This window comes from Microbacterium sp. NPDC058269, assembly GCF_042881445.1.
Classification (GTDB): Bacteria; Actinomycetota; Actinomycetes; order Actinomycetales; family Microbacteriaceae; genus Microbacterium.
This window is the reverse complement of the sequence record NZ_JBHVXT010000001.1, coordinates 928,085-953,994: the sequence shown is the minus strand read 5'-3', so window position 1 is coordinate 953,994 and position 25,910 is coordinate 928,085. Positions and strand designations below refer to the sequence as shown.

The window sequence follows — 25,910 nt, the reverse complement described above, 5'->3', positions numbered from 1 at the left end:
AGGGAGTTCGGATGCCACGGAGGTGCATCATGACGGATCCCAGAGACGCGGCCGCGAGGTATCTCGCGAGCCGGCGGAGCGGCGAGAGCGCGGACGGCGACGAGGAGTCGGGTACGCCGCCCGGGATCGCCGCGGCGGTCGATCGTGCCGCGTTCATCGAGACGGCCATCCAGGTCGCGATCCGCCGCGGAGAGTTCGACGACCTGCCCGGAGCGGGCAAGCCCCTCGAAGGGCTCGGCACCCACCACGACCCCGACTGGTGGATCCGCCGCAAGATCGAGACCGAGAATCTGACGGGTCTCGGGCCGCCGGCGATCCTGCTGCGCGCCGAGGATCGGGAGTTGAACGACCAGCTCGACCTTCTCGGGCGCGAAGCCGATGTGCGCGACGTCCTGGAGGACTTCAACCGGCGAGTGCGCGATGCACGCCGACAGCTCCAGGGCGGCCCACCCGTCGTCACGTCTCCCCGTGACGTCGACGCCGAGGTGGCCGCCTGGGCTGAGCGCCGTGCGGCGCGGCCGACGGTCGCCCCTGACGAGCCGCCGCGACGCCGACGCTTCCGCGTGCGGCCTCGCAGCTGAGACGGATCCGGCCGCCCCCGACCGCATCCGTGTCCCTCCGACGGGCTCCGCCCACCGGCCGCTTCAGGCCTCCCACAGACCGGAAGCCGCGTCGGTCACTCGCGCCCGACGCGCACGCCGCCATCCGTCCACCCCGAACCGTCCGGCGGCAGGGAGGAGGAGCACGACCGCGGAGAGCACGACCATCGCCGGATACTGGGCGATCAGCTGATCAGCGCTCCAGTAGAGCATCAGCGTCCCGATCGACAGGAAGGCCGTGATCCTGGTCAGGAATCCCGCGACCAGCAGCACGCCGAGAGCGATCTCGAGGGCGGGCATCACCACACCGAACAAGCCGGGCGCCATGCCCATGAACGACGCGAGCGGCTCGAAGAACCACGGCACCCGAGGGTTCCCCTCCGTGCTCTGCGCCACCAGCTCGATGTCGGCCGCCCCGAATCCGGCCCGGTACTTCAGGATGCCCTCGATCAGCCAGAGCACCCCGACCGCGACCCTGGCCCCGCCGCCGAGCAGCGAGAGGGCCAGGGCGCCTGCGGGTCGCGTTCCGGTCATGAGAGCTCGGCTGCTCCGAACACGGCCTTCGCCTTGTCGCAGTGGATCACGACGTAGGAGTACTTCGAGGTGTCGACACCGTCGAGCATGAACGTCTGGGTGGCGGTGTCGAACGACACGGCGTCGACGAGCATGCCCGCCGAGACGTCGGCCTCATCGGTGCCGTTCGTGAGGTAGACGTGCAGGTCGGGGCCCTCATCCGACGAGAACCCGGACAGGGCGATCTCGTCGTCCGTGACGGTGACGGTGCCGGACACCTTCTTCTCGTTCAGGCCCATGAACTCGCCTGTCATCTCGGTCATGGTCATGGTGGCGCCGTCGTCCGCGCTCTGCGACGCCGACGAGGAGGGCGTGGTGTCCTCCATCGCGGCGGGCGAGCTGCACGCCGACAGGGCGAGGGCGAGGGTGACGGCCGCGGTGGCGGCGAGAGCGATCTTGCGCATGAGGTTCTCCTGTTCATGGTGTGTGCGACTCTGTGCCCGGAGCGACGGATGCCGCGGCGGATCGCACTTCGAAGAACGCTACGAACGTGCGGACGACGGTGGGGGAGACCTTTCAGAACCGTAAGGAACCGGTCGGCGGCACGGATCTCGCGACTAGTGTCGACCCCATGCAGGAGGCAACCGAGGTCGTCGTGGTCGAAGACGACCCCACCGTCAGGGAGGCTGTGGGGGCGTACCTACGGGCCAACGGCTACGCGGTGTCGAGCTTCGGCGACGGGGTCTCGGCGCGGACGGCCCTTCGCGACAGCGTTCCCGACGTGGTGATCGTCGATCGGATGCTGCCGGGCATCAGCGGCGACGAGCTGTGCCGCGATCTGCGCGCGTTCTCCGACGTGCCGATCATGATGCTCACCGCTCTCGGCCAGGTGGACGACCGCATCGAGGGGTTCGAGTTCGGCGTCGACGACTACCTCGCGAAGCCGTTCTCGCTGCGGGAACTGCTCATGCGCGTCGGAGCGCTGGTGCGTCGCTCGCAGGTGGTGCAGGCGTCGGCCGGCGAGGTGCGGGCAGGGGTGTTCGCGATCGATCCGCTCCGCCGCCGGGTGTGGGTGCGCGGAGAGGAGATCGCCCTCACCGGGCGTGAATACGACCTGCTGCACTTCCTGGTGCGCAACGACGACCGCGCGTTCGGGCGCGAGGAGATCCTCCGTGAGGCGTGGGGCTGGAGCTACGGGGACGCATCGACGGTCACCGTGCACGTGCGTCGGCTGCGGGAGAAGATCGAGGAGGATCCTCGAGACCCGATCCACCTGCGCACGGAATGGGGTGTCGGCTACCGCTTCTCGGCGCAGGGGGGCCATTCGTGATCACGCTCGCCGGCGCCGACGTGCTGCTGATCGTGCTGACGTGTCTGCTCGTCGCCGTCGGTGTCGCGGCGCTCACGCTCGGTCTGCTGCGGCTGCTGCGCCGCCGGTCGGTCCGTGCGCAGCTGATGCTCGTCGCGAGTGCGGGGGTCGTCACGATGGCCGCCTCGGTCGTCGCGATCTCGCTGGAGATGTATATCTCGACGCACGACCTGACCGTGCTGCTCGCTGTGATCGGCGTGTCCCTCATCCTGGGGCTCGCGACCGCCTGGGTCGTGGCCAGGGCGATGCGTTCGTCGTTCGAGCGTCTGTCCGCATCGCTCGATGAGGTGGGCCGCGGCGGTGTGATCGTCGCCGAGCAGGGCGCGTCTCGTGAGCTGGACGACCTGTCGATCCGGCTGGCCGAGGTGTCGGCGAAGGTGGACGCCGCGAATGCCGAGCTGGAGCGGCTGGATTCGGCGCGGCGGCGGTTCTTCGCGTGGATCTCGCACGATCTGCGCACTCCTTTGACGGCGGTGCGCGCGCTCGCCGAGTCGATCGAGGAGGGGGCGTCCGACGCCCCCGAACGCTTCGCGGGGCAGGTGCGGGGGCAGGTGGAGACGATGAGCCGCATGGTCGACGACCTGTTCGAGCTGTCGAAGCTGACCTCGGGAGCGGTGCAGCTGCAGACGCAGCAGGTCGAGCTGCTCGACGTGGTCTCGGATGCGGTCGCCGATGTCGCGGCCGCGGCCGCCCGCCACGGCGTGCGCATCGTCGAGCGCGGAGTGGGCGGGCACGTGCTCTGGGCGGACCCGCATCAGCTCGGACGGATCATCGTCAATCTGCTGACCAATGCGATCCGGCACGCACCACGCGGCACGGAGATCGTCATCTCTACCACCGAGGGCGATCGGAACCGGCTCGTGCTCGGCATCCTCGATCACGGCGCAGGCGTCGCAGTGGAGGATCTCGACCGCATGTTCGACGTGGGCTGGCGCGAGGACACGGCCCGCACGGCCCCGATCGATCAGGACGGCGTGGCATCCGGGGCGGGCCTCGGGCTGTCGATCGCCCGCGGTCTCGCGCGCGCCCACGGCGGAGAGGTGTTCGCCGAGCGTACCGACGAGGGCTTCCGTATGAACGTGCTCCTGCCGTTCGGGGGAGGCGGGTCATAGGCTGGAGCGCATGACTGACGTTCTTCCCGTGGGCCTCGCCCTTGATGAGTTCAGCTCCGACATCCGCCCGCAGGACGACCTCTATCGCCATGTGAACGGCGCCTGGCTCGCCCGCACCGAGATCCCGGGCGACAAGGCACGCTGGGGCTCGTTCCACCTTCTCGCCGAGCAGGCCGAGAACGACGTGCGCACGATCATCGAGGAGTCGCAGGACGCCGCGGAGGGTACGCTCGCCCGCAAGATCGGCGACCTGTTCGCGAGCTTCATGGACACCGCGCGCATCGATGCCGCCGGGGTCGCCCCGCTGGCCGAGACCCTCGCCGAGATCGACGCGATCGCCGACGTCCCGGCATTCCTGCGCACCGTGGGCGCCTACGACCGCGACGGCCGTGCGTCGATCATCGGGCTGTACGTCGACGGCGACCCGGGCGACCCCGAGCGATACGTCCCGGTGCTCGTGCAGGCCGGTCTCTCGCTGCCGGACGAGAGCTACTTCCGCCTCGACACCTTCGCCGACACCCGGGCCGCGTACCGTGCGCACCTCGAGCGTCTGCTCGGACTCGCGGGCGTGACCGATGCTGCCGTCAACGCTGACAGGGCGATCGCGCTCGAGACCGAGCTCGCGGGCCACCACTGGGACAACGTGCGCAGCCGCGACGCGGTGGCCACCTACAACCTCAAGACCTGGGACGAGCTGCAGGCGCTCGCCGGCGTCGACCTGGCTCCGTGGCGCGAGGCGGTCTCACCGTCGAACCCCGCGGCTTTCGACGAGGTCGTCGTCTCGCAGCCCAGCTTCTTCGAGGGGCTCGGATCGCTGCTGACTCCCGAGCGTCTGGACGACTGGAAGGCGTGGCTGCGGGCCAAGGCCGTGCATGCCGCGGCACCGTACCTGACCGACGACCTCGTGCAGGAGAACTTCTCGTTCTACGGCACCGAGCTCACCGGCGTCCCCACGATCCGTGAGCGCTGGAAGCGCGGCGTCTCGCTCACCGAGGGCGCGCTCGGCGAGGCGATCGGCAAGGTCTACGTCGAGCGGCACTACCCGCCGACGGCGAAGGCTGCGATGGACGAGCTGGTGGCGAACCTCATCGAGGCCTACCGGCAGAGCATCACCGAGCTCGAGTGGATGACGGCCGAGACGCGCGAGCGCGCGCTCGCCAAACTCGACTCCTTCACGCCGAAGATCGGCCACCCCGAGGTGTGGCGCGACTACTCGACCCTCGAGATCGATCGGGCCGACCTGTTCGGCAACGTGCGCCGGGCGTCGATCTTCGAGCACGACCGCAACATCGACAAGGTCGGCACGCCCATCGACCGCACCGAGTGGCACATGCCCCCGCAGATGGTCAACGCGTACTACAACCCCTCGATGAACGAGATCGTGTTCCCGGCGGCGATCCTGCAGTACCCGTTCTTCGACGCCGGTCGCGATGCCGCCGCGAACTACGGCGGCATCGGCGCGGTCATCGGCCACGAGATCGGCCATGGCTTCGACGACCAGGGGAGCCGCTACGACGGCGACGGCCGCCTGCAGGACTGGTGGACCGACGCCGACCGCTCGGCGTTCGAGGAGCGCACCAAGGCGCTGATCGCCCAGTACGACGCCCTCGTGCCCGAGGGACTCGACCCCGAGCACCACGTGAACGGCGCTCTCACGATCGGCGAGAACATCGGCGACCTCGGCGGCCTCGGCATCGCGCTGAAGGCCTACGAACTGTCGCTGGGCGGTGCCGAGGCGCCGATCATCGACGGATACACGGGTGTGCAGCGGCTGCTGCTGTCGTGGGCGCAGGTGTGGCAGCAGAAGAGCCGCGACGCCGAGACGCTGCGCCTGCTGACGATCGACCCGCACTCGCCGAACGAGTTCCGCTGCAACCAGATCGTGCGCAACATCGACGCCTTCTACGAGGCGTTCGGCGTGAGCGAGACCGATGCGCTCTGGCTGCCCGCGGCATCGCGGGTGACCATCTGGTGACCAATCGTCTGACTCTGTGAAGCATCCCCCGGCGGTGGGGTTACGATAGCCCTGCCGCTGGGGAGCGTCTCCCCTCGGTATCCCGCACATCCACCCCCCTAAGGATCAGCGTGGGCGCTCTCGAGCCTGGTGAAGGCTTCCGCAACTCCTCGGCCCCCGAGTCCCTCGACGGTGCCCAGGAGGCATCCGGTGCGGGGCGCCGCTCGCAGCGCACCAGCCGTCGACTCCCTCGTCGCGCAGCCGCGGGTCGCCGCTCGTTCACCGCCACGCTCCGCTCGCTGGAGGGGCTGGTCGATTCCGGTGCGCAGGTCTCGGTGCACGTCGTCGACCTCGACAACCACGTGCATGTGCTGGCCGGCGACGACCATGTCACGATGCCGATCGCGGGCCTCGGGGTGGTGCCGCTGCTGATCGAGGTGGCTGCCGGCTTCCAGAGCGGTGCTCTCGATCCGTTCGAGATCGTCGAACGCGAGAGCCTCGAGCCGGTGGAGACCTCGGGTCTGTGGCGGCATCTGCACGCACCGGCCCTGCCGTTGGAAGACCTCGCCGTGATGGCGGCGACCGCGGGGGATCCCATCGCGGTGAACGCTCTGCTGCACAAGGTCGGCCACGACCGGGTGCGCGAGCGCATCGAGTCGCTGGGTCTGCGCCGCACGGCCCTTCTCGACCGCTTCCGCGACCGCCGCGGACCCGACGACGCCCCGCAGGTCGCTGTGGGCTCCGCCCGCGAGCTCGCCGGACTCTTCTCCGCCCTGGTGAACTCGCAGGTGGTCGACGCCGCCGTCAGCGCGCAGGTATCGGAGTGGTTGAGCCTGAATCAGGACCTGAGCCTGGTCGCGGCATCCACTGGCCTTGACCCGTTCGCCCACGATCACGACGCGCACGGCCTGCTCTTCGTGAACAAGACCGGGCGTGACCGCGGCGTGCGAGCCGAGGCGGGCGTGCTGGCGGGACCACGCGCCGGTGTCGCCTACTCGCTCATCGTCTGCTTCGACGACCTCTCGATCACGCACCGCCTGCGCGCGCACGACGCGTTCCGGGTGCTCGGCGTCGAGCTCATGGAGTACACGCACTGACGAGTGGCTGGCCGAGTGGCCTGACGAGCGGCCTGACGAGTGGCCGGCCGGACTCAGGGGAGCATTCGTCGCAGCAGCGCGGTCAGCGCGCCGCGATCCGCCGGGGGCAGTTGCTCGGTGAGCGGCGTCAGCGTGTCGCGGAGGGCGATGCTGAGCGCATCGGCGATGCCCCGTCCCTGATCGGTGAGTACGACATCGACAGCGCGCGCATCCTGTTCGTTCGGTACGCGTGCGAGCAGCTCTTTGCGCTCGGCTCGTGCGACCAGCCCGGTCATCGTGGACTTCTCCAGCCCCAGGTACTCGGCGAGGTCACTCATGCGCAGTCGTCGATCTCGCAGGATCGCGAGGACGCGCAGTTGCGTCAGTGACAGGCCGGCGTCGGCGGCGAGCCCGGTGAGTGCGCCCATGGTCATGAACGCCGTCTGCCCGAGGGCATCGATGAGGTCGTCGTCGTCGGAGATGTCGCGGGGCATGATCCGAGCATAGTTGACGATGTTCGTATTACGAACTAGATTCATTCGTAATACGAACCAAAGGAGATCATCATGTACGCAGCTGTCGTCAACTCGTTCGGCGCCGCACCCGTATGGCAGCCGTTTCCGGAGCCGGAACCACGCAGCGGCGAGGTCGTCGTCGATGTCCTCGCGGCGGGTGTGCACCCGAGGGTCAGATCGCAGGCCGACGGCTCGCACTACACGAGTGAAGGCTCCCTTCCGCTCATTCCGGGAGTGGACGGCGTCGGCCGTTTTCCCGACGGCACCACGCGCTACTTCGCGGTGGCCAGCGACACCCGTGGATCGATGGCCGAGCGCGTGGCTGTTGATCCGCGAGCCAGCGTGATCCTCCCGGAGGGTGCCGATCCCGCCGCGATCGCCGCTGCCGCGAACCCCGTCATGTCGTCGTGGGTCGCACTGCGCCATCGAATCTCGTTCCCGCGGGACGCTCGCGTGCTGATCCTCGGCGCGACGGGGGCGGCGGGAACGGCGGCGGTGCAGGTTGCGAAGCACCTGGGAGCTGCGCAGGTCATCGCGAGCGGGCGCAACGTCGCTCAGCTTGCAGGGCTGCCGGGCCTCGGCGCCGACGAGATCGTGCCGCTGGGTGACATCGATGCGATCGGGCGTGCCGCCGCCGACGTCGATGTCGTCCTCGACTACGTGTGGGGCGGCCCGGCTGCCGACGCCATGCGTGCGGTGGTGACTGCCAGGACGAGGAAGGGTGCGAGGCTCGACTGGATCGCCATCGGATCATCCGCCGGCCACGAGGCGCAGATCCCGTCGGCAGCGCTCCGGTCATCCGGTCTCACGATCGTCGGCAGCGGCCAAGGCTCGGTCGGCCGCTCGGCTTTCGTCGCGGAGCTTCCCGCGATCATCCGGGTGATCGCGGAGGGGACGATCGTGAGCGCATCGACGGCTGTTCCCGCATCCGAGGTCGAGGCAGCGTGGAACGCCGCTGAGGGGTCCGGGCGGAGCCGACTGGTGCTCACGTTCTGACTGAGTAGGATCATCGGATGCCACGACCTGACTGGACCCCGCACCGTCGCGATGACGGCGAGCTGCTGGGCTGGATCCATCCTGCGGGCGACGACTGGGTGCCCGTCGATGTGCTCGGGCGACTCGTCTCCGCTCCCGCCGAGTGGCTCGATGCCGAGGCCGCGTTGGAGGAGCACGGGATCGCCTGGCTCGCCGATCCGTGGATGCTGGACGGCGAAGACGACCGTCCGCTGCGGGTGCGCATCCTCGAGGTGACTCCCGACGAGCACGATGCTCCGGGACGGATCGTGGTGAAGATCGACGACTTCGGAGACATGACCCGCCCGGCGACCGCGCAGTTCATCCTGGCGTGGCCGATCCCGGACCGGCTGCGCCCACCGCGTGAGGGCGACCCGGACCCGCGCACGATCACCCGCTGACGTCGTGCGGAACTGCGCGTTCAGCCGGGCAGTGACGGATGCTGCTCGGTGGAGCGCTGCTTCGGGATGAAGAGCGAGAGCACTACCGCGACGATGCCGGCCGCGATGGCGAGCCAGAAGCACACCTCGAAGGCGGCGCGCGTGGGGACAGCGACCCCGTCGACGTCGATGCTCATCGCGGCGAGCACACCGCCCATGACGGCCGAGGCGCTCGACGTTCCGACCGAGCGGAACAGCGCGTTCAGGCCGTTCGATGCACCGGTCTCGTTGGCCGGGACCGAGCGCATGATGATCATCGGCATCGCGGCGAACGTGAACCCGATACCCACGCCGATGAAGATGTTCGCCACGAAGATGTGCCACACCTCGGAAGACCACAACAGCACGAAGACGTAGGCGAGCACGATCGCGGCGGCGCCGACCGTGAACAGCGGGCGCGGTCCGACCGTGCGCTCGAGCCACCCGGACAGCGGCGAGATCACCATCATCACGAGACCGGCCGGCATGATCACGAGGGAGGCCGCGAGCATGTCGAGTCCGAACCCCGCGCCGCCGACCGCCGGCATCTCGAGCAGCTGAGGGAACGTCACGTTCGAGGCGAACAGCGCGAACCCCATGCCGATCGCGGCGATGTTCGTGAAGAGCACAGCGGGCCGCGCGGCGACACGGAGGTCGAGCAGAGGATCCTTCGTGCGCAGCTGATACCAGCCCCACACCAACAGCACCGCGAGTCCGCCGATGATGCAGGTGAGCGTCAGCGGCGAGGTCCAGCCCCACTGCGCGCCCCGCGAGACGAAGAGCAGGATGCCGGTGAGGCCGATCGCCAGCCCGATGGCGCCGATCACGTCGAGTCGGCCGGGGGAGCGCAGCACGTCCTCGGGGATCACGGCCAGCACCAGGGCGAGCCCGACGACGCCGAGGGCGGCGGCGAGCCAGAAGAGCATGTGCCAGTCGGCGTTCTGTGCAAGGAGGGCGGCTACCGGCATGCCGATCGCCCCGCCGACGCCCATCGTCGCGCTCATGAGGGCCACCGCGGTGCCCAGGCGTTCGGGCGGCAGCACGTCGCGCATGATGGCGATGCCGAGCGGGACGACGCCGGTCACGGCACCCTGCAGTGCGCGGCCGATGATCACGCCGACGATCGAGCCGGAGACCGCGGCGATCACGGAGCCGAGGATCAGGATCGCGAGCAGTGCGATCACGACCCGGCGCTTGCCGTACATGTCGCCGAGTCGACCCGAGATGGGGGTGGCGACCGCGGCGACGAGCAGGGTGATCGTGACGACCCAGGTGGTGTCCTCGCGGGAGGCGTTCAGGAGCTGCGGAAGCTCGGCCTGCAGCGGCACGACCAGCGTGAACATGAAGGAGGAGCAGAGCCCCGCGAAGGCGAGGACGGCGACGATCGCCCACTTGGGAGGGGTCCGGGAGAGGCGTTTCCTGGCTCTGTCATCGCTCGCACCCACCGACTCAGGCTATCGGCGATCGAGCGATGCAGGGCCGACCCGCCCTGACTAGCATGTGGTCATGGTCATGAGCAGTGTCGCTCCGGACGATCCCGCCGCCCACCGCGGCATCTCCCGGCGTACCCAGTCCGACATCTACCGCGCGGGCATCAGCGGGACGAGACCGGCCGTGCCGATCGATCCCGTCGCTCTGAAGGGGGCCGCGCGCACGGCACTGAGCGCCGAGGCGTTCGCGTACATCGCCGGTGGCGCGGGTTCCGAGCGCACCATGACCGCCAACCGTCGAGCGTTCGACCGCTGGCAGGTATGGCCGCGCCCGCTGCGCGACGTCTCGACGCGCGACCTCGGCGTGGAGTTCCTCGGCAAGAGACGTCCGACGCCGCTGGTGCTCGCCCCACTCGGAGTGATGGAGATGGCCCACGCGGATGCCGATCTCGCGGTCGCTCGTGCCGCGGAATCGCTCGGCGTACTGTACACGCTCTCCAACCAGGCGTCGTTCCCGATGGAGCAGATCGCGGCTGCGGCTCCTCGCGGCGCGCGGATGTTCCAGCTCTACTGGTCGGCGTCGGACGACCTCAACCGCTCGCTGCTCGCCCGTGCCGAGGCATCCGGATGCGAGGCGATCGTCGTGACCCTCGACACGCACCTGCTGGGCTGGCGCACCCGCGACCTCGATCTCGCGTACCTGCCGTTCACCCGCGGGATGGGGATCGCGCAGTACACGAGCGATCCGGTGTTCCAGCAGCTGGTGCGCGAGCGTGCAGCCGCACCGAAGGGCGAGGCGCCCGGCGTCCGCGTGACTCCGAAGGCCGTGGCCGCTGCCGTCACGATCGCCCGCAAGGGCGCGGCGCTGACGGGTGGCGGTTCGCTGCGCGACAACCTCCGCTCGCCGCTGCCACGTGCGGCGGTCGAGACGTTCCTCGACATGTTCTCCACTCCCGCGCTCACCTGGGGTGACCTGGCGAAGGCGCGCGAGTGGACGAGCCTGCCGATCATCCTGAAGGGGATCGTGCACCCCGACGATGCCCAGGCCGCGTTGGATGCGGGGATGGACGGAATCTGGATCTCGAACCACGGCGGTCGCCAGATCGACCAGTCGGTGCCGACGCTGGACGTGCTGCCGCTGATCGCCGAGCGGGTCGCGGGACGGGTGCCGATCGTCTTCGACTCGGGGGTGCGGGGCGGAGCAGACGCCGTGATCGCCCTCGCGCTCGGCGCGACGGTCGTGGCACTCGGTCGTCCGTACGCCTACGGCCTCGGCATCGCCGGAGAGATCGGGGTGCGCGAGGTCGTGCGGAACGTGCTCGCCGAGCTCGACATCACACTCGGCCTCGCCGGACTGACCACGGTGGCCGCGTTGGATCGCGACGCGCTGCGAGCCGTGTGACGCCCTGCGCTCGTGCGTGATTGCATGGGGGCATGAGCGACGATGCCGCATTCGAACAGCACCCGGCCGACACGGAGTACCACCGCGGGCTCCCGATCGGAGAGGTGCTCGATGCCTCCTCGCTCACGGACGGGCTGCCGTGGGCGTTCGAGAAGATCACGATGCGACCGCTCGAGCCGATGCTCGTGCCCGAGAAGCCGCGCAACGGAGAGGTCGACCCGCAGAATTGCGGGTCGTGCGCCCCGAGTGAGTTCACCATCTGGCACGACGAGCACTGGCAGGTGCGCGCCGGCTGGGACGTCGGTGGGCTGCCGTTCATCGGCGCGATCGCGCCCCGGGAGCACTGGCTGCTCGAAGACGCCCCGCACGAGGTCCTCGCCGCCTACGGGCCCTTGATGCAGCGGATCTCCCAGGCCGTGAAGAGCATCCCGGGGGTCGCGCGGTGCCATTTCGCACGGTGGAACGACGGCTCCGCGCACTTGCACCTGTGGGCGATGGGACGTCCCGAAGGGATGATGCAGGGCCGAGGCGCGGTGCTCGCGTATTGGGACGGCATCCTGCCCCCGATGGCGCCGCCGATGGCCGAGGAGCACATCCGCATCGTGGCCGAGGCGCTCGCCGCAGGGGGCGGGGAGGCGTTCCCGACGCGGTGATCCCGAGGTTCCGATTCCTCGAACGGGCCGAGGAGGGGCAGACTGGGTGCGTGCGAACCATCCGTGACCTCGACACCGTTGAACTCATCCTCGACGCCCAGGGCCTGCTCGACTCCATCCGGGGTCCGCAGCGCGTGGTGGATGCCGGAACCCTGCGTGCCCTGCAGCAGTCGGGCAACTACGTCGTCGGGTTCTTCGACGGCGAGGGCGACGACGAGCGCATGGTCGGCGCGTCCATCGCCTTCTTCGGCGAGCCCGCCCGACGTGCGATGCACTCGCACATCACGGCTCTGCTGCCCGAGTACCGTGGCCGCGGCTGGGGTCGTGAGCTCAAGGAGCACCAGCGTCAGTGGGCGTTCTCCCGCGACGTCGGCCGCATCACGTGGGTGTTCGATCCGCTCGTGGCACGCAACGCGCACTTCTTCTTCACCGTGCTGGGCGCACGTGCGACCGGCTACTCGGTGAACCGCTACGGCATCTTCGGCGGCGGCGACGCGGGCGACGAGAGCGACCGGCTCGACGTCGAGTGGGCCCTCGCCGACATCGCCAAGCCTCCGGCCGACGACGCGGTCGTCGAGACCCTCGAGATCCCCGCCGACATCGAGGCGCTGCGCGTCTCCGACCCGGCAGCCGCCCACGATTGGCGTCTTCGTCTGCGTGCGCAGATGGAGGGTCTGCTCGGCAGCGGCCTGCGCATCGCCGGTTACGACACCGCGCGCGGCTACCTCTTCACCGCTTGAGCTTCACCGCCTGATCAGAGGGGGCGCTCAGCGCACCCCGCGCATCAGCTTCAGCACGGGCTTCACGCTCAGCAGCAGTCCGATGCCCACGACGATGGCGATGCCACCGAGGATCGAGAAGAACGGCACCTCGTCGTTCGGATCGTAGAAGCGTACGAGCTCGCCCGAGATCGCGGTCCCGAGCGCGATCGACAGGAAGAACAGCGCGACCATCTGCGTGCGGAACACGGCCGGTGCGAGCTTGGTGGCAGCCGACAGGCCGACCGGCGAGATGAGAAGCTCGGCGACCGTGAACACGAAGAGGATCCCGACGATGGCGAGGAGTGGCGTGGAGTTCGCCCCTCCGCCGGCGAACGGCAGGAAGAGCAGGAACGCCGACCCCATGATGATCGCGGCCAGCGCGAACTTGACCGGGGTCGAGGGCTGTCGTTTTCCGAGCTTGGTCCAGATCGCCGCGAAGACGCCGGACAGGATGATGATGAACACCGGATTGATCGACTGCACCCACGAGATCGGCATCTCCCAGCCGAAGAGGTTCCGATCCAGACGCTGATCGGAGTAGATCGTCAGCACCGTGAACTGCTGCTGGTACAGCGACCAGAACGCGACGCTGGTGATGAACAGCGGCAGGAAGGCCCATACCCGGGATCGTTCGGTGGCGTCGATGCGACGGCTGCCGAGGATCACCGAGAAGTAGGCGACCGCGGCGACGATCGTGACGCCGATCACGAGGGTGGCCAGGTTGTCGGGCCGGATCACCCCGGTGAGCACCAGGACGGCGATGAGCACGACCGCGCCACCCGCGATGAGTCCGACCAGGAGGTAGCGGGACTTCGGGAGCGGGTTCGGCACCTCCCGCGCCGAGGCGGGCAGCGATTTGCGGCCGAACGCGTACTGGATGAGTCCCAGCGTCATCCCGATGGCCGCGAGTCCGAAGCCGTAGTGGAAGCCGAGCGACGACTGCAGGATGCCGGTGAGGATCGGGCCGAGGAACGCGCCGAGGTTGATGCCGAGGTAGAAGAGCGAGAACCCGGCATCCCGTCGCGGGTCGTCGGCGCTGTAGAGACTGCCCACGACCGAGGTCGCATTCGCCTTGAGACCGCCGGACCCGAGTGCCACGAGCACGAGGCCGACGCCCACGCCGACCGCGCCGGGAAGCAGCGCGAGGGCGAGGTGTCCCGCCACGATCACCATCGCGCTGACGAACAGCACCCGCTCCGCGCCGAACAGGCGATCCGCGAGCCAGGCCCCCAGGATCGTCGAGAGGTAGACCGACCCTCCGTACGCGCCCACGATGCCGCCCGCGATCGCCTTGGGGATGCCGAGGCCGCCTTCGGTCAGCGAGAAGTACAGGTAGATGAGCAGAATGCCCTGCATGCCGTAGAAGCTGAAGCGTTCCCACATCTCCACGCCGAAGATGTGCACCAGGGCCCACGGTTGCCCGAAGAAACGGGTGTCGTCGTCGCGGGTCCGCGGTGTTCGCGCTGCAGTGCTCATCCCCAGGACGCTACTCCGGCGCAGGCGTCGAGGCCAGGGAGCGCGCGGGAACCACGGATAGAATGAGGTGCCCGTGTTCACGGGTTTCCTCCCGCATCCGACCATTGGAGCCACCATGGCCGAACAGTCCCGCCTCGACAAGGTCATCGCCCTCGCCCGCCACCGCGGGTTCGTGTTCCAAGCGGGTGAGATCTACGGCGGTTCCCGGTCGGCCTGGGACTACGGGCCCCTCGGCACGGAGCTCAAGGAGAACATCCGCCGGCAGTGGTGGCAGACCTTCGTGCGCGGCCGCGGCGACATGGTCGGCCTCGACTCCAGCATCATCCTGCCCAAGCGCGTGTGGGAGGCATCGGGTCACGTCGCGACCTTCACCGACCCGCTGGTCGAGTGCCTGCAGTGCCACAAGCGCTTCCGTGCCGACAACCTCATCGAGGACTTCGAGGCGCGCAAGGGCCGCAAGGCCGAGAACGGCCTCGCCGACATCCCGTGCCCGAACTGCGGGACCAAGGGGCAGTACACCGAGCCGAAGGCGTTCTCCGGTCTGGTGAAGACGTACCTCGGCGTCGTCGACGACGAGTCGGGCCTGTACTACCTGCGTCCCGAGACCGCTCAGGGCATCTTCGTGAACTTCTCGAACGTGCTCACCGCGAGCCGCAAGAAGCCGCCGTTCGGCATCGGCCAGGTCGGCAAGGCGTTCCGCAACGAGATCACCCCCGGCAACTTCATCTTCCGCACCCGCGAGTTCGAGCAGATGGAGATCGAGTTCTTCACGCCGCCGGCAGAGGCGCAGGAGTGGTTCGAGCACTGGGTCGAGGCCTGCTGGAACTGGTTCATCGACCTGGGCATCGACCCGGAGAACATGCGTCAGTTCGACGTGCCGGAAGATGACCGCGCGCACTACTCGGCCGGCACGATCGACGTCGAGTACAAGTTCGGCTTCGCGGGCAAGGAGTGGGGCGAGCTCATGGGTGTCGCCAACCGCACCGACTACGACCTCTCCAGCCACAGCGAGGCGTCCGGCCAGAGCCTGACCTACTTCGATCAGGCTACGGGCGAGCGCTACACCCCGTACGTGATCGAGCCGTCGTTCGGCCTCACGCGCGCGATGATGGCGTTCCTCGTCGATGCCTATGTCGAGGAGCAGGTGCCCAACGCCAAGGGCGGCACCGACGTGCGCACCGTGCTCAAGCTCGACCCGCGCCTCGCTCCGGTCAAGGCCGCCGTGCTGCCGCTGTCGCGCAACGAGAACCTGTCCCCGCTCGCTCGCGAGGTCGCCGACACGCTCCGCAGCTCCTGGGCCGTCGACTTCGACGACGCGGGGGCGATCGGCCGCCGCTACCGTCGCCAAGACGAGATCGGCACCCCGTTCTGCGTCACGGTCGACTTCGACTCGCTCGACGACCGTGCCGTCACCGTGCGCGACCGCGACACGATGGCCCAGGAGCGCGTCTCGATCGACGAGCTGCACGCCTACCTCGCCGAGCGCCTGCGCGGCGCCTGAGCACGCGTCATCCGGACCCCGTCGGCCTATGCAGGTCGACGGGGTTCTCTCATGAGCTCCCGGCCACGGCGCGTGCGTACCGCTCGGAGAGCAGCTGCAGGCGGGGGATCAGCTCGGGTGGGCTCTCGACCGTGAAGTCCATCATGAGCATCCCGATGTAGGCGGCGACGGTGTCGAGACTGTCGGCGCCGGTGACGAGGATGCAGTGCTCGTCGTCGACCGGTTCGACCACCCCGACCGCGGCGTGGATCCGGTCGAGCACGGCCGCAGCCGGCGCGTCGATACGCAGCCGGGCGTGCACGATCCAGCCGCTCACCGCGATGGTGCGCATCGCGAAGGCCGTGTAGTCGCCGCCGGGCAGCGGCTGTGGATCGAAGCGGCGATGCGTCGGCATCCGCAGTTGCATCCAGTCGACCCGGTACGTGCCCCACTCGTCGGTCTGCGGATCGCGTGCGACCAGGTACCAGCGCCGCACCCAGGTGAGCAGTCGGTACGGCTCGACCAGCACGGGTGCGCCCTCGTAGTCGAAGCGCAGCCACTCCTCGTCGCGGATCGCGCGTGCGATGGCCTGCAGCGACGCGGCGTCGACCTCGGGGTCGGGGGCATCGGTGTCGTTGTTCTCCGGAGCGCGGTCGACGCTCGACCGGAGTGCGTCGACCGTGGGGCGCAGGTGCGACGGCAGCACCTGTTCGAGCTTGGCGAGCGCCCGAGCCCCGGATTCGGCGACCCCCGCGATGCCTGCTGCGGCGCGGAGCCCGACCGTGACCGCCACGGCCTCCTCGTCGTCGAGGAGCAGCGGAGGAAGGGTGCCGCCCGCCCCGAGACGGTACCCGCCGATGGAGCCTCGCGTGGCGTCGACGGGGTAGCCGAGGTCGCGCAGCCGCTCGATGTCGTGCCGCACGGTGCGGGAGGAGACGCCGAGCCGGGCGGCCAGGTCGGTCCCGGAACGCTCGGGGCCGGTCTGCAGCAGAGCCAGCAGCGCGAGCAGTCGAGCGGTCGGATCGGCCATCGGAACTCCTCGAAAAGTCATCCATCCATTAGGAACGAATCCAACCTAATGCCCTCCTACCTTCGAGATATGGAAAACACGACGCTCACCTTCCGCCCCTTCACCGTCTCGGTCTCCGCCGCCGAGGTCGCCGATCTCCAGGATCGCCTCGCCCGCACCCGCCTTCCGCAGCCGTCGCCGACGGACGACTGGGATGCCGGCACCCCCAACTCCTACCTCCGGGAAGCCATCGCCGCCTGGCGCGAGTTCGACTGGGCCGCCGCCCAGGAGCGGATCAACGCCGTCCCGCACTTCACCACCGAGATCGACGGCCAGACGATCCACTTCCTCCACGTGCGCTCGGCTCACGAGGGCGCGATGCCGCTGCTGCTCGCGCACACCTATCCCGGTTCCTCGGTCGACTACCTCGACGTGATCGATCGTCTCGTCGACCCGGTCCGGCACGGCGGCCGCGCGGAAGACGCGTTCGACGTCGTGATCCCGGATGCTCCGGGCTACGGCTTCTCGCAGCCCCTCTCGTCTGCAGGCTGGACGGTCGGAAAGGTCGCGGACGCCTACGACCGGCTCATGCGCGGTCTCGGCTACGACAGCTACGGCATCCACGGCTCGGACAACGGCGCCATGGTGGCCCGCGAGCTGGGACTGCGGAACCCGGAGGGCTTCCTCGGACTGCACGTGCTGCAGCTGTTCTCGTTCCCCTCGGGCGACCCGGCGGAGTTCGAGAAGCTCGAGCCCGCGGACTACGCCGGCCTGGAGCACATGCAGTGGTTCCAGTCGGTCGGCGGGTACAACACGATGAACTCCTCGCGCCCGCAGACCGTGTCGGTGGGGATCAGCGACTCCCCGGTCGGACTGCTCGCCTACAGCGAGCTGTTCAACTCGTTCGGCAACGGCACGTCGCTGGTGCCGCTGGAGAAGATCCTGCTCGAGGTCAGCGTGAACTGGTTCGCGAACGCGGCATCGGGCATGAGCCGTAGTTACCTGGAGAACGCGAGGGCGGATGCGGCTGTTGAGGGCGCTGAGGGCGCGGGGCCGCTGATCAACGCTGCACGGACCGGGGTCGCCGTGTTCGCGGACGACTTCCAGACGATCCGGGTCTTCGCCGAGCGCGACAACTCGAGCATCGTGCACTGGAGCCGCTTCGACGAGGGCGGGCACTTCGCCGCTCTGGAGCGTCCCGACCTGCTCGCCGGCGACATCCGGGCATTCTTCGCCGACGTCCGCTGACCCTCGATCTCGAACCCCTGTTGTCCCGGCCCACCCGTGCGCTCGCCGCGCGGGTGGGTCTAGCATGTCGGCATGTTCGAGCCGTGGAGCGAGTTCAACGTCGCGATGGCGGGGGCGACGGCCGCGCTCGCCGGACTCGTGATCGTCGCCGCGAGTGTGAACATCGCCGAGATCGTCAAGTCGCGCACCCTGACCGCGCGGCTGCTGGCCGGGATCGCCGCACTGCTCCTGGCGCTCGCGGTGTCGGCGCTGGGGCTGGTCCCCGATATCGACGGCCCGTGGTTCGGCGCGGTGGCCGTCATCGCGACGCTGCTGGCCGCGGTGTTCCAGGTGCACGCGACGCGCCTCATCGCGACCGACCCGAGCCCCGAGGATCGTGCCCGTCCGCTCAAGTACCTGGTCGGCTTCCTGCCGATCTTCGCCTACCTCGCCGCGGGCGTCCTGGTGTGGATCGGGCATCCGGCCGGACTGTACCTCGCGGCTGCGGGCTGCCTGCTCGCGATCGTCTCGGCCGTGGTCGTGTCGTGGGTCGCACTCGTCGAAGTCCTGCGCTGAGCGGTTACTCGCGGAGACGGGACAGGGGCGTCAGCCCGTCACGGTGAGCTGCACCTCGGGAGTGCCGCCCGCCTCGACCCAGGCGAGCGAGCGCTCCAGGATGCCGCGCAGCACGTCGAGGTCGATCTGCTCGAGGTCTTTGATGTACAGGCAGCCGACGCCGGTGGTGTGCGGTCCGAGCTTCGCCAGGGCCTCGCTGTGCTCGGCCACTCCGTCGAACAGATAGATCGTGGAGGCGGCCTTGCGCGGTGCGAAGCCGAGCAGCCCGCTGTCGCCCTCTGTGCCGGTGGGGTAGCGGTAGTGGCAGGATCCGAACCCGATGATGGTGCCCCACGTCTGCGGCTCGCGCCCGGTGATCTCCTGCATGAGCGCGGTCAGCGTCTCGGCGTCGCGACGTCGGATGGCGGGGGAGGAGCGGGCGATGAGCCCTGCGACGTCATCACCCGTCGGCTTCATTTCGCTTCTTTCGCCGCGGCCTTCATGGCCTTCTTGTGCTCGCGCACCTTCGCGAGCGAGTCGGGCGAGACGATGTCGGCGACACTGCGGTACGACCCGTCCTCACCGTAGGGAGCGGAGGCCTCACGCCACCCTTCCCCCGTGAAGCCGTACTGCTTGCCGAGGAGGGCGAGGAAGATCTTGGCCTTCTGCTCGCCGAACCCGGGGAGCGCCTTCAGGCGCTTCAGCACTTCGGACCCGTCCGGGTCGCCCTCGGTCCACAGGGCTGCGGCGTCGCCGTCCCAGTCCTCGACGAGGGTCTGACACAGCGTCTGCACGCGTGTCGCCATGGACCCGGGGAACCGATGCACGGCCGGCGTCTGCGTGAACGCCTCGAGGAACTCGTCCGGTGCCATGTGAGCGATCGTCGCGGCGTCAGCTGCGCCGGTGCGCTGCTCGATCTTGAGCGGACCGGCGAACGCGGTCTCCATCGGAACCTGCTGGTCGAGCAGCATCCCCACCAGCAGGGCGAGCGGATTGTCGGTCAGCAGCTCGTCGGCGGCGGTGTCTCCGGTGATGTGAAGGGCCATGAGTCCATCCTCTCTTACGACCAGGCGGCGGATTCGCAGATGCAGAGCTGGGTCGAGGAGTCCGCCCCGAAGGGGCTGCCGTCCCAATCGCCCAGGCGCTCGACCAGCCGGAGTCCAGCGTGCGCAAGGAGCATCGGCAGTTCTTGGGGGAAGATGCTTCGCACCTCGATTGACACCGTCTGGAAGTCGGGCTCGGAGTCCGTCGAGAAGTGCCAGGTTCCGCGTGTAACCTGCGCGGCAGCATCGTATGCGTCGGCGACGTCGACGTGGACATCGCCGCGGCCTGGATCGGTGAATGATGTGCGCGGGCGCCGGACCCCGTCGGCGTCGGCCAGGAGACGCACATCGGGATTGAAGACGTCGAATGCGAACCGTCCGCCGGGCGCGAGGTGACGCCTGACCGCGCGGAAGCACTGCACGATGTCGTCAGCCTCGTGCAGGTGCAGCAGTGCGTTGCCCGCGATGAAGATGAGGTCGAACTCGTTGTCCAGGTCGAAGTCACGCATGTCGCCTTGCTGCCACTCGACAGACACGCCGCGCTCGTCAGCCTTCTGCCGCGCCGCAGTCAGCATGTCCTGCGACAGGTCGAGGCCGACGCTCGGGTGTCCATCGGCCGCGATAGGGATCAGCTTGTGACCTGTTCCGCATCCGAGTTCGAGAACGTGCCCGCCCCTGCCGTCCGCTTCGGCGCGGTAGAAATCCACGGCTGCCTTGCTCGCCGGAAACAGCAGATCGTACAGCCTCGCGTCCGAGTACAGATCCTGTGTCATCCGCGCCTCCTCGTTCCCCACACTCTCATGGCGTGGGCCTCCAGTGCCGCCCCGTGCGGACGAGACGTCAGGCGGTCGCGGCGTCGTCTGCGGCGTCGGCTTCGGGTGCGATGCCGTACAGCGCCGACAGTGCTGCGGTGAACTCGTCGGCGCGGCCCGCGGCAGCGAGCTCGTGAGCCCGCACGGTCGGTGTGTGCAGCAGCACGCCGGAGAGGTGACGCAGGGCCTGCTCGACCTTGCCGTCCTCGTCGCCGCGTGCACGGGCACGATCGATCTCGCGCTCCAGCAGCTCGAAGATGTGCGAGCGGAAGGCCACGACCGAGGGGGTCACGCTCTGGCGAGCGCCCACCACGTGGAAGGTCTCGGCGGCTTCGCGGACGACGCTGCGGGCGGCATCCGTCGCCTGCAGCTCTTCGAGCGGTGCGTGCAGGCGGATGGTCTCGAGGTCGAGCAGGGCCACGCCCTCGAGGGAGGCGACAGCGGGGTCGACGTTGCGCGGCATGCCGAGGTCGACCACGAGCTGGCTGTGTGCACCGACGGGGCATCCGGCGGCTGCGAGGCCGGTCGGCAGCTGCAGGTGCTCGGGCCCGAGCACGGGTTCCGTCGCCGTGGTGCAGGTGATGAGCAGGCTCGACCGTGCGGCGGTGCGGGCGTACTCGTCGGCGCTGATCGGACGGATGCCGTGCTTCGCGGCGAAGACCTCGGCACGACCGGAGGGCGAGTACACCGAGATGTTCACGGCACCGCGCTCGCGGAGCGTGGCGAGAGTGACCGCGGCGTAGGCGCCGGTGCCGACCAGCAGCACGCGCTCGGCCGACCAGTCGGCGATGCGGCTGTCGGCCAGTTCGAGGGCGAGGCGCACCAGCGAGCGGCCGGCGCGACCGAGGGCGGTGACGTTCTTGACCTTGCGCTGAGCCTGGCTGGCGCGCTGGAACAGACGCTCGAGCTCGGGGGAGGTGGTGCCGTCCTTGCGGGCGGACTTGAGGGCGCGGCGCACTTGCCCCGCGATCTCGCCCTCGCCGGAGACGACGGACTCGAGGCCGGAGGCGACGGAGAAGAGGTGCTCGGCGACGCGTCTCCCCGAGTGCACGGTGTAGGCGCCGTCGAGGTCGGCGGCAGCGATGCCGGTCGCGGACTCGACCGCTTCGATCACGGCTTCGACGCCGATGGCGCCGGCGGCGGTGACCGGTTCGTCCATTTCCACGTACGCCTCGAACCGGTTGCACGTCGCCAGGACGACCGCACCCTGCACGCACGGCGTCATGCCCACGATGGTGGGAGCGACGTCGTCGGGGGTGCGGCTCAGGCGTTCGAGCAATTCGAAGGAGGCGGTCTTGTGACTCGCCGTCACACACAGCAGCACAGATCGATTGTACCGGAGCGTCTGCGGGCGAGGGTCCGACCGGTCGAACTCGGCGGCTCCATAAGGCGCTGATGGGAGGATGGACGCATGGCCCTCTCCGACGCCCCGCTCCTGCGCGCCCTCGCCGGCGACCGTCCTGCCCACGCCCCGGTGTGGTTCATGCGACAGGCCGGCCGGTCGCTGCCCGAGTACCGTGACCTGCGTGTCGGGACCAGGATGCTCGACGCGTGCCTCACCCCCGACCTCGCCGCCGAGATCACTCTGCAGCCGGTGCGCCGCCACGGGGTCGACGCGGCCGTGTTCTTCAGCGACATCGTCATCCCGCTGCGCCTGGCCGGCGTCGATGTCGAGATCGAGCCCGGTCGCGGCCCGGTGTTCGCGAATCCGGTGCGCACGGCGTCCGACGTCGAGCGCATCACCGCGATCGACCCGGATGACCTCGACGGCACCGCCATCGCCGAAGCCGTTCGACTCGTCACGGCAGAGCTCGGCGACACCCCGCTGATCGGGTTCGCCGGTGCCCCCTTCACGCTCGCGGCCTATCTCGTCGAGGGTGGTCCCTCCAAGGAGCACCTGCGCGCGCGGGCCATGATGCACTCCGACCCGGACTCGTGGAACCGTCTCGCGGGCTGGCTCGCGAAGGTCTCTCGCCGCTTCCTTGAGACGCAGCGCGACGCCGGAGCATCCGTCGTCCAGCTCTTCGACAGCTGGGCCGGGTCTCTCAGCACCGCCGACTACCGCGCCTTCGTCGCCCCGCATTCGCACGCGGCGCTTGCGGGCATCGGACTGCCGACCATCCACTTCGGCGTCGGGACCGGACCGTTCCTCGCCGATATGCGCCTCGACGGTGTGGCCGATGGCGTCGGCGTCGACTGGCGCCAGCCGCTCGACGAAGCCGCCGCGATCCTCGGACCGGATGTCACGGTGCAGGGCAACATCGACCCCGCGCTGCTCTCCGCGCCGTGGTCGGTGCTCGAGGCCCACGTGCGCGACGTCGTCGAGCGCGGCCGTGCGGCTCGTGGGCACATCCTGAACCTCGGTCACGGCGTTCCGCCGGAGACCGACCCCGATCAGCTCACCCGCATCGTCGAGCTGGCGCACACGATCTGACCGTCAGGCAGCTCGCGCCCGCCGCAGGCGACGCGTGATCCGCAGGTCGTCGAGGGTGAAGCGTCCGGCCGGGAGGGCGGCGCGGATGCGCTCGTCGTCGAACGGACGTGACGGGCGGATCCCGAGGGGTGCTTCCGGGGCGAACGGCGCGGGTTCGCTCACGCCCTCGGCGAGCATCCGCGCCTGGGCCTTCGCGACGAGGGGCACGACCATCGTCCATTCCGTGACCTGGGCCAGCACCCGCACCATCCACGTCGGCACCGGGAGGAAGGCGGGACGGCGTCCGGCGACACGGGCGATGCGGCGGATGGCCTCGCCGAGTGTGACCTCGTCCGCTCCCATGACCGCGATGGTCGGCTCCGCGATGCGCCCCTCCAGCGCCGCGACGAGCACGTCGACCGCGTCGTCCACCGGCACCGGTCGGGCCGTGCGCTCGCGATAGCCGACGGTCCAGAAGAAGGGCAGCGTCCGCACCGCCTTGGTCACGTGGTCGACCATGTGGTCGCCCGGGCCGTAGATCATCCCGGACTTGAGGATCGTGTGCGGGATGCCGGAGGCGCGGATGATCTCCTCCGCCTCCCACTTCGACTCGTGATAGCCGGAGCCGCAGTCGGGACGTGCGCGGAGGAAGCTGACGAGGACGATGCGCTGCACTCCGGCGCGGCGGGCGGCCTCCACGACAGCGCGTGTGCCGTCGATGTGGACGCGGCGGAAGGTCTGCTCCCCGACCTCGCGGTTGATGCCCGCGCAGTGGGCCACGGCGTCGCACCCTTCGAACGCCGAGGTCAGCGCGGCGACGTCGGTGATGTCGACCCCGCTGCGACGGGAGATGACGACTGCCTCGTCGAGTCGCTCGGCGAGATTCCTGCCGACGAATCCGGTTCCGCCCGTGATCGCAACCCTCATGATGGTTCTCCTTCGCTCATTAGCTACGCGGCTAAAGACTATCTAGCAAAGGTGCTATATTGCAACCATGACAGACAGCGCGACGGACATCTTCGCAGCGCTGGCGCACCCCACCCGGCGTCAGATCCTGCAGGACCTGAAAGACGGTGAGCTCGCGGCCGGCGAGATCGCGTCGCGCTTCTCCGCAAGCGGCCCGACCATCTCCCGTCACCTGAGCGTGCTCCGCCAGGCGGGCCTCATCAGCGAGCGGCGCGACGCCAACCGCATCCTCTACTCCCTCGTCGGCGAGCGGCTCGCGCTCTCGGTCGGTGACTTCCTCTCCACGGTGTGCCCCGAGCAGATCGTGCTGCGCGAGGTCCGCAAGCGCGGGCGCGGTGCATCCGAGCCCGTCGAGGCCTGAGTCCGTCGGAGTCTGACCCGCCCGGTGCGAGAGGGGGCGGACCCGCCCGGTGCGAGAATTGAGGGCATGAGCCCTGAGCCCTCCTCCGCCGAGCCGTCCGACCTCGCCGCCCGCGCGGCCGAAAAGCACGTCGTCGTCGTCGGTGGCGGCATCGGAGGTCTCGTCGCAGCGCGGGAGTGCGCGAAGGTCGGGATGCGCGTCACCGTGCTCGAGGCCGCAGACGTTCCGGGGGGCGCGATCCGCCGGGTCGAACTCGACGGAGTGACGGTCGACGCCGGGGCCGAGAGCTATGCGACCAGGGGTGGACTCGTGCGCGCTCTCGTGGAGGAACTCGACCTGGGCGACCGCATCGTGGCCCCCCAGGCCGGCGGCGCGTGGCTCTCCGGCATCCCCGGCGTCGGTGCGGCGCCCCTGCCCGTGGGCGGCATCCTCGGCATTCCCGCCAATCCGTTCCAGCCCGATGTCCGGCGCATCATCGGGTGGTCGGGCGTCTGGCGGGCCTACCTCGATCGCGTGCGGCCGCCCCTCACGATCGGACACCAGCTCAGCCTCGGAAAGCTCGTCGCCTCACGCATGGGCGCCAAGGTGCGGGATCGCCTCGTCGCTCCGGTGACGACCGGCGTCTACTCGGCATCTCCCGACGATGTCGACATCGATGTCGCGGCACCGGGACTCAACGCCGCGCTGACCCGGGTCGGCTCCCTCTCCGGGGCGGTGCAGACGCTGCGTGACGAAGCCGCAGCGAGAGCGTCGGAGGCGAAGGCGGCAGCCACGGCGGAGGCGAAGACGCCGGGAGCCGCAGTGGAGGGACTCGCCGGAGGCATGAGCACCCTCGTCGACGCGCTCGCCGCCGACCTGGAGCGCCTCGACGCCGACGTGCGAACGGGCGTGCACGTGCGCGGAGTGCGCAAGACCGGGGCGACCTGGGTGGTCGAGATCGAGGTCGCGCCTGCCGGTGACGTTCCCGCGAGCAACGACGACGAGGGTGCGATCGTCGCGGAGCTGCATGCGGCCGCGACGGAATCCGTCCAACCGGCGATCGAGGAGCTGGACGCCGACGCCGTCATCATCGCGACGCCCGAGTCCGTTGCGCGGGAACTCCTCGCCGCGGTGGTGCCGGCCCTCCTGAAGACGAAGGCCGCGGCCTCGCCCGAGATCGAGATCGTCACTCTTCTCCTCGACGCGCCCGAACTCGCCGCCGCCCCGCGCGGCACGGGGGTGCTCACCGTTCCGGGCAGCCACACCGCCAAGGCCCTCACCCACTCGACCGCGAAGTGGGGCTGGGTGCGCGATGCGGCGGGTGCCCGGCAGATCGTCCGGGTGTCGTTCGGCGCGCAGGGCGAGCCGGCGGCCACCACGGGGCTGAGCGACGGCGAGGCCGCAGATCTCGCACGGCGCGAGGCCGCCGCCCTGCTCGGAGTCGCCATCGCCCCCGAGGCCGTGGTGGCCTCGCATCGTGGCCGCTTCATCCAGTCGCAGCCCGCCTCGATCATCGGCTCCGGGGAAAGGCGAACGGCGGCGCGTGCAGCGATCGAGGCGGTGCCCGGTGTGGCCGCGGTCGGCGCCTGGCTCGCGGGAACCGGGCTCGCCCAGGTGATCCCGGATGCGCGGGACGAAGCCGACCGCCTGCGGCGCGCTCTGTTGTGGGACTGACAGCAGTGGGAGTGGGGGATGCCTCCGTGTCAACCCTCTGACCCATAGATGCCGAAATCGGCATACGGGGTTACGCTGGGTACCTGGTCGCGGGGTGC

The 25,910-nt window shown here is 69.5% G+C and carries 27 protein-coding genes; 16 read left to right on the top strand and 11 right to left on the bottom strand.

What is annotated here, in order from left to right; genetic code table 11:
* Positions 1–29: 29 nt before the first annotated feature.
* Positions 30–581 carry a DUF1992 domain-containing protein gene (locus tag ACFVWL_RS04750; RefSeq protein ID WP_387179179.1) on the top strand — a complete coding sequence of 184 codons (552 nt, stop codon included), beginning with the start codon at positions 30–32 and terminating at the stop codon, positions 579–581.
* Positions 582–644: 63 nt separating this feature from the next.
* Here the strand turns inward: ACFVWL_RS04750 and ACFVWL_RS04745 are convergent, their stop codons facing one another.
* Both ACFVWL_RS04745 and ACFVWL_RS04740 read right to left on the bottom strand, forming a co-directional pair.
* Positions 645–1,133: a DoxX family membrane protein gene (locus tag ACFVWL_RS04745; protein ID WP_387179176.1), complete on the bottom strand. Its 489-nt coding sequence runs from the start codon at positions 1,131–1,133 to the stop codon at positions 645–647.
* Positions 1,130–1,576 carry a DM13 domain-containing protein gene (locus ACFVWL_RS04740; RefSeq protein ID WP_387179174.1) on the bottom strand — a complete coding sequence of 149 codons (447 nt, stop codon included), beginning with the start codon at positions 1,574–1,576 and terminating at the stop codon, positions 1,130–1,132. The genes ACFVWL_RS04745 and ACFVWL_RS04740 overlap by 4 nt, the downstream gene beginning before the upstream one ends.
* A gap of 167 nt (positions 1,577–1,743) precedes the next feature.
* On the opposite strand from ACFVWL_RS04740, the gene ACFVWL_RS04735 reads away from it, so the two are divergent.
* From ACFVWL_RS04735 to ACFVWL_RS04720, 4 genes are all read left to right on the top strand, one after another.
* Positions 1,744–2,442, top strand: a complete 699-nt coding sequence (locus ACFVWL_RS04735) for a response regulator transcription factor (RefSeq protein WP_387179171.1) — start codon at positions 1,744–1,746, stop codon at positions 2,440–2,442.
* The gene (locus ACFVWL_RS04730; RefSeq protein WP_387179169.1) at positions 2,439–3,593 is read left to right on the top strand and encodes a sensor histidine kinase; all 1,155 of its coding nucleotides are present in this window, start codon (positions 2,439–2,441) and stop codon (positions 3,591–3,593) included. Before ACFVWL_RS04735 ends, ACFVWL_RS04730 begins: the two co-directional genes overlap by 4 nt.
* Positions 3,594–3,603: 10 nt before the next feature.
* On the top strand, positions 3,604–5,568 hold the full coding sequence (locus ACFVWL_RS04725; RefSeq protein WP_387179167.1) for a M13 family metallopeptidase: 1,965 nt from the start codon (positions 3,604–3,606) through the stop codon (positions 5,566–5,568).
* 110 nt (positions 5,569–5,678) lie between these two features.
* Positions 5,679–6,644 carry a serine hydrolase gene (locus tag ACFVWL_RS04720; protein ID WP_387179164.1) on the top strand — a complete coding sequence of 322 codons (966 nt, stop codon included), beginning with the start codon at positions 5,679–5,681 and terminating at the stop codon, positions 6,642–6,644.
* 53 nt (positions 6,645–6,697) lie between these two features.
* Here ACFVWL_RS04720 and ACFVWL_RS04715 read toward each other — a convergent pair whose 3' ends face one another.
* Positions 6,698–7,117, bottom strand: a complete 420-nt coding sequence (locus ACFVWL_RS04715; RefSeq protein WP_387179161.1) for a MarR family winged helix-turn-helix transcriptional regulator — start codon at positions 7,115–7,117, stop codon at positions 6,698–6,700.
* Positions 7,118–7,189: 72 nt separating this feature from the next.
* Here ACFVWL_RS04715 and ACFVWL_RS04710 point away from each other — a divergent pair, with 72 nt between their 5' ends.
* Together ACFVWL_RS04710 and ACFVWL_RS04705 are read left to right on the top strand one after the other, a co-directional pair.
* Positions 7,190–8,134: a zinc-binding dehydrogenase gene (locus ACFVWL_RS04710; RefSeq protein WP_387179159.1), complete on the top strand. Its 945-nt coding sequence runs from the start codon at positions 7,190–7,192 to the stop codon at positions 8,132–8,134.
* 17 nt (positions 8,135–8,151) lie between these two features.
* Entirely contained in the window at positions 8,152–8,553 is a 402-nt protein-coding gene (locus tag ACFVWL_RS04705; RefSeq protein WP_387179157.1) for a hypothetical protein, read from the top strand.
* 20 nt (positions 8,554–8,573) lie between these two features.
* On the opposite strand, the gene ACFVWL_RS04700 is transcribed toward ACFVWL_RS04705, so the two are convergent.
* Complete coding sequence (locus tag ACFVWL_RS04700) at positions 8,574–10,016, bottom strand: MFS transporter (RefSeq protein WP_387179154.1); 1,443 nt, start codon at positions 10,014–10,016, stop codon at positions 8,574–8,576.
* 61 nt (positions 10,017–10,077) lie between these two features.
* Here ACFVWL_RS04700 and ACFVWL_RS04695 point away from each other — a divergent pair, with 61 nt between their 5' ends.
* Genes ACFVWL_RS04695 through ACFVWL_RS04685 form a run of 3 tightly spaced genes read left to right on the top strand, consistent with a single transcriptional unit; the run spans position 10,078 to position 12,796 of the window.
* Positions 10,078–11,403 (top strand): alpha-hydroxy-acid oxidizing protein, encoded by a 1,326-nt coding sequence (locus ACFVWL_RS04695; protein WP_387179151.1) that lies wholly within the window; start codon positions 10,078–10,080, stop codon positions 11,401–11,403.
* A 32-nt stretch (positions 11,404–11,435) separates the two neighbouring features.
* Positions 11,436–12,056, top strand: a complete 621-nt coding sequence (locus ACFVWL_RS04690; protein WP_387179148.1) for a hypothetical protein — start codon at positions 11,436–11,438, stop codon at positions 12,054–12,056.
* Positions 12,057–12,106: 50 nt separating this feature from the next.
* On the top strand, positions 12,107–12,796 hold the full coding sequence (locus tag ACFVWL_RS04685) for a GNAT family N-acetyltransferase (protein ID WP_387179146.1): 690 nt from the start codon (positions 12,107–12,109) through the stop codon (positions 12,794–12,796).
* 27 nt (positions 12,797–12,823) lie between these two features.
* Here ACFVWL_RS04685 and ACFVWL_RS04680 read toward each other — a convergent pair whose 3' ends face one another.
* The gene (locus ACFVWL_RS04680) at positions 12,824–14,293 is read right to left on the bottom strand and encodes a peptide MFS transporter (protein ID WP_387179143.1); all 1,470 of its coding nucleotides are present in this window, start codon (positions 14,291–14,293) and stop codon (positions 12,824–12,826) included.
* A gap of 115 nt (positions 14,294–14,408) precedes the next feature.
* Between ACFVWL_RS04680 and ACFVWL_RS04675 the strand changes: the two genes are divergently transcribed.
* Positions 14,409–15,794 (top strand): glycine--tRNA ligase, encoded by a 1,386-nt coding sequence (locus tag ACFVWL_RS04675; protein WP_387179140.1) that lies wholly within the window; start codon positions 14,409–14,411, stop codon positions 15,792–15,794.
* 49 nt (positions 15,795–15,843) lie between these two features.
* On the opposite strand, the gene ACFVWL_RS04670 is transcribed toward ACFVWL_RS04675, so the two are convergent.
* Complete coding sequence (locus ACFVWL_RS04670) at positions 15,844–16,803, bottom strand: helix-turn-helix transcriptional regulator (protein ID WP_387179137.1); 960 nt, start codon at positions 16,801–16,803, stop codon at positions 15,844–15,846.
* A gap of 69 nt (positions 16,804–16,872) precedes the next feature.
* Between ACFVWL_RS04670 and ACFVWL_RS04665 the strand changes: the two genes are divergently transcribed.
* Both ACFVWL_RS04665 and ACFVWL_RS04660 read left to right on the top strand, forming a co-directional pair.
* Complete coding sequence (locus ACFVWL_RS04665; RefSeq protein WP_387179134.1) at positions 16,873–18,030, top strand: epoxide hydrolase family protein; 1,158 nt, start codon at positions 16,873–16,875, stop codon at positions 18,028–18,030.
* Between the two features lie 72 nt (positions 18,031–18,102).
* Complete coding sequence (locus ACFVWL_RS04660; RefSeq protein WP_387179131.1) at positions 18,103–18,585, top strand: hypothetical protein; 483 nt, start codon at positions 18,103–18,105, stop codon at positions 18,583–18,585.
* A 30-nt stretch (positions 18,586–18,615) separates the two neighbouring features.
* Here ACFVWL_RS04660 and ACFVWL_RS04655 read toward each other — a convergent pair whose 3' ends face one another.
* The 4 genes from ACFVWL_RS04655 to ACFVWL_RS04640 form a co-directional block, all read right to left on the bottom strand.
* On the bottom strand, positions 18,616–19,041 hold the full coding sequence (locus ACFVWL_RS04655; RefSeq protein WP_387179129.1) for a DUF1801 domain-containing protein: 426 nt from the start codon (positions 19,039–19,041) through the stop codon (positions 18,616–18,618).
* Positions 19,038–19,610 (bottom strand): HhH-GPD-type base excision DNA repair protein, encoded by a 573-nt coding sequence (locus ACFVWL_RS04650; protein ID WP_387179127.1) that lies wholly within the window; start codon positions 19,608–19,610, stop codon positions 19,038–19,040. The genes ACFVWL_RS04655 and ACFVWL_RS04650 overlap by 4 nt, the downstream gene beginning before the upstream one ends.
* A 14-nt stretch (positions 19,611–19,624) precedes the next feature.
* Positions 19,625–20,380 carry a class I SAM-dependent methyltransferase gene (locus ACFVWL_RS04645; RefSeq protein ID WP_387179124.1) on the bottom strand — a complete coding sequence of 252 codons (756 nt, stop codon included), beginning with the start codon at positions 20,378–20,380 and terminating at the stop codon, positions 19,625–19,627.
* Between the two features lie 67 nt (positions 20,381–20,447).
* Entirely contained in the window at positions 20,448–21,743 is a 1,296-nt protein-coding gene (locus ACFVWL_RS04640) for a glutamyl-tRNA reductase (RefSeq protein WP_387179121.1), read from the bottom strand.
* An 87-nt stretch (positions 21,744–21,830) separates the two neighbouring features.
* Between ACFVWL_RS04640 and hemE the strand changes: the two genes are divergently transcribed.
* On the top strand, positions 21,831–22,853 hold the full coding sequence (gene hemE / locus ACFVWL_RS04635; RefSeq protein ID WP_387179119.1) for a uroporphyrinogen decarboxylase: 1,023 nt from the start codon (positions 21,831–21,833) through the stop codon (positions 22,851–22,853).
* A 3-nt stretch (positions 22,854–22,856) separates the two neighbouring features.
* Here hemE and ACFVWL_RS04630 read toward each other — a convergent pair whose 3' ends face one another.
* Positions 22,857–23,759: an NAD(P)H-binding protein gene (locus tag ACFVWL_RS04630; protein ID WP_387179117.1), complete on the bottom strand. Its 903-nt coding sequence runs from the start codon at positions 23,757–23,759 to the stop codon at positions 22,857–22,859.
* 67 nt (positions 23,760–23,826) lie between these two features.
* On the opposite strand from ACFVWL_RS04630, the gene ACFVWL_RS04625 reads away from it, so the two are divergent.
* On the top strand, positions 23,827–24,159 hold the full coding sequence (locus ACFVWL_RS04625) for a metalloregulator ArsR/SmtB family transcription factor (RefSeq protein ID WP_017829549.1): 333 nt from the start codon (positions 23,827–23,829) through the stop codon (positions 24,157–24,159).
* Positions 24,160–24,225: 66 nt separating this feature from the next.
* Positions 24,226–25,812: a protoporphyrinogen/coproporphyrinogen oxidase gene (locus ACFVWL_RS04620; protein WP_387179113.1), complete on the top strand. Its 1,587-nt coding sequence runs from the start codon at positions 24,226–24,228 to the stop codon at positions 25,810–25,812.
* Positions 25,813–25,910 lie beyond the last annotated feature (98 nt).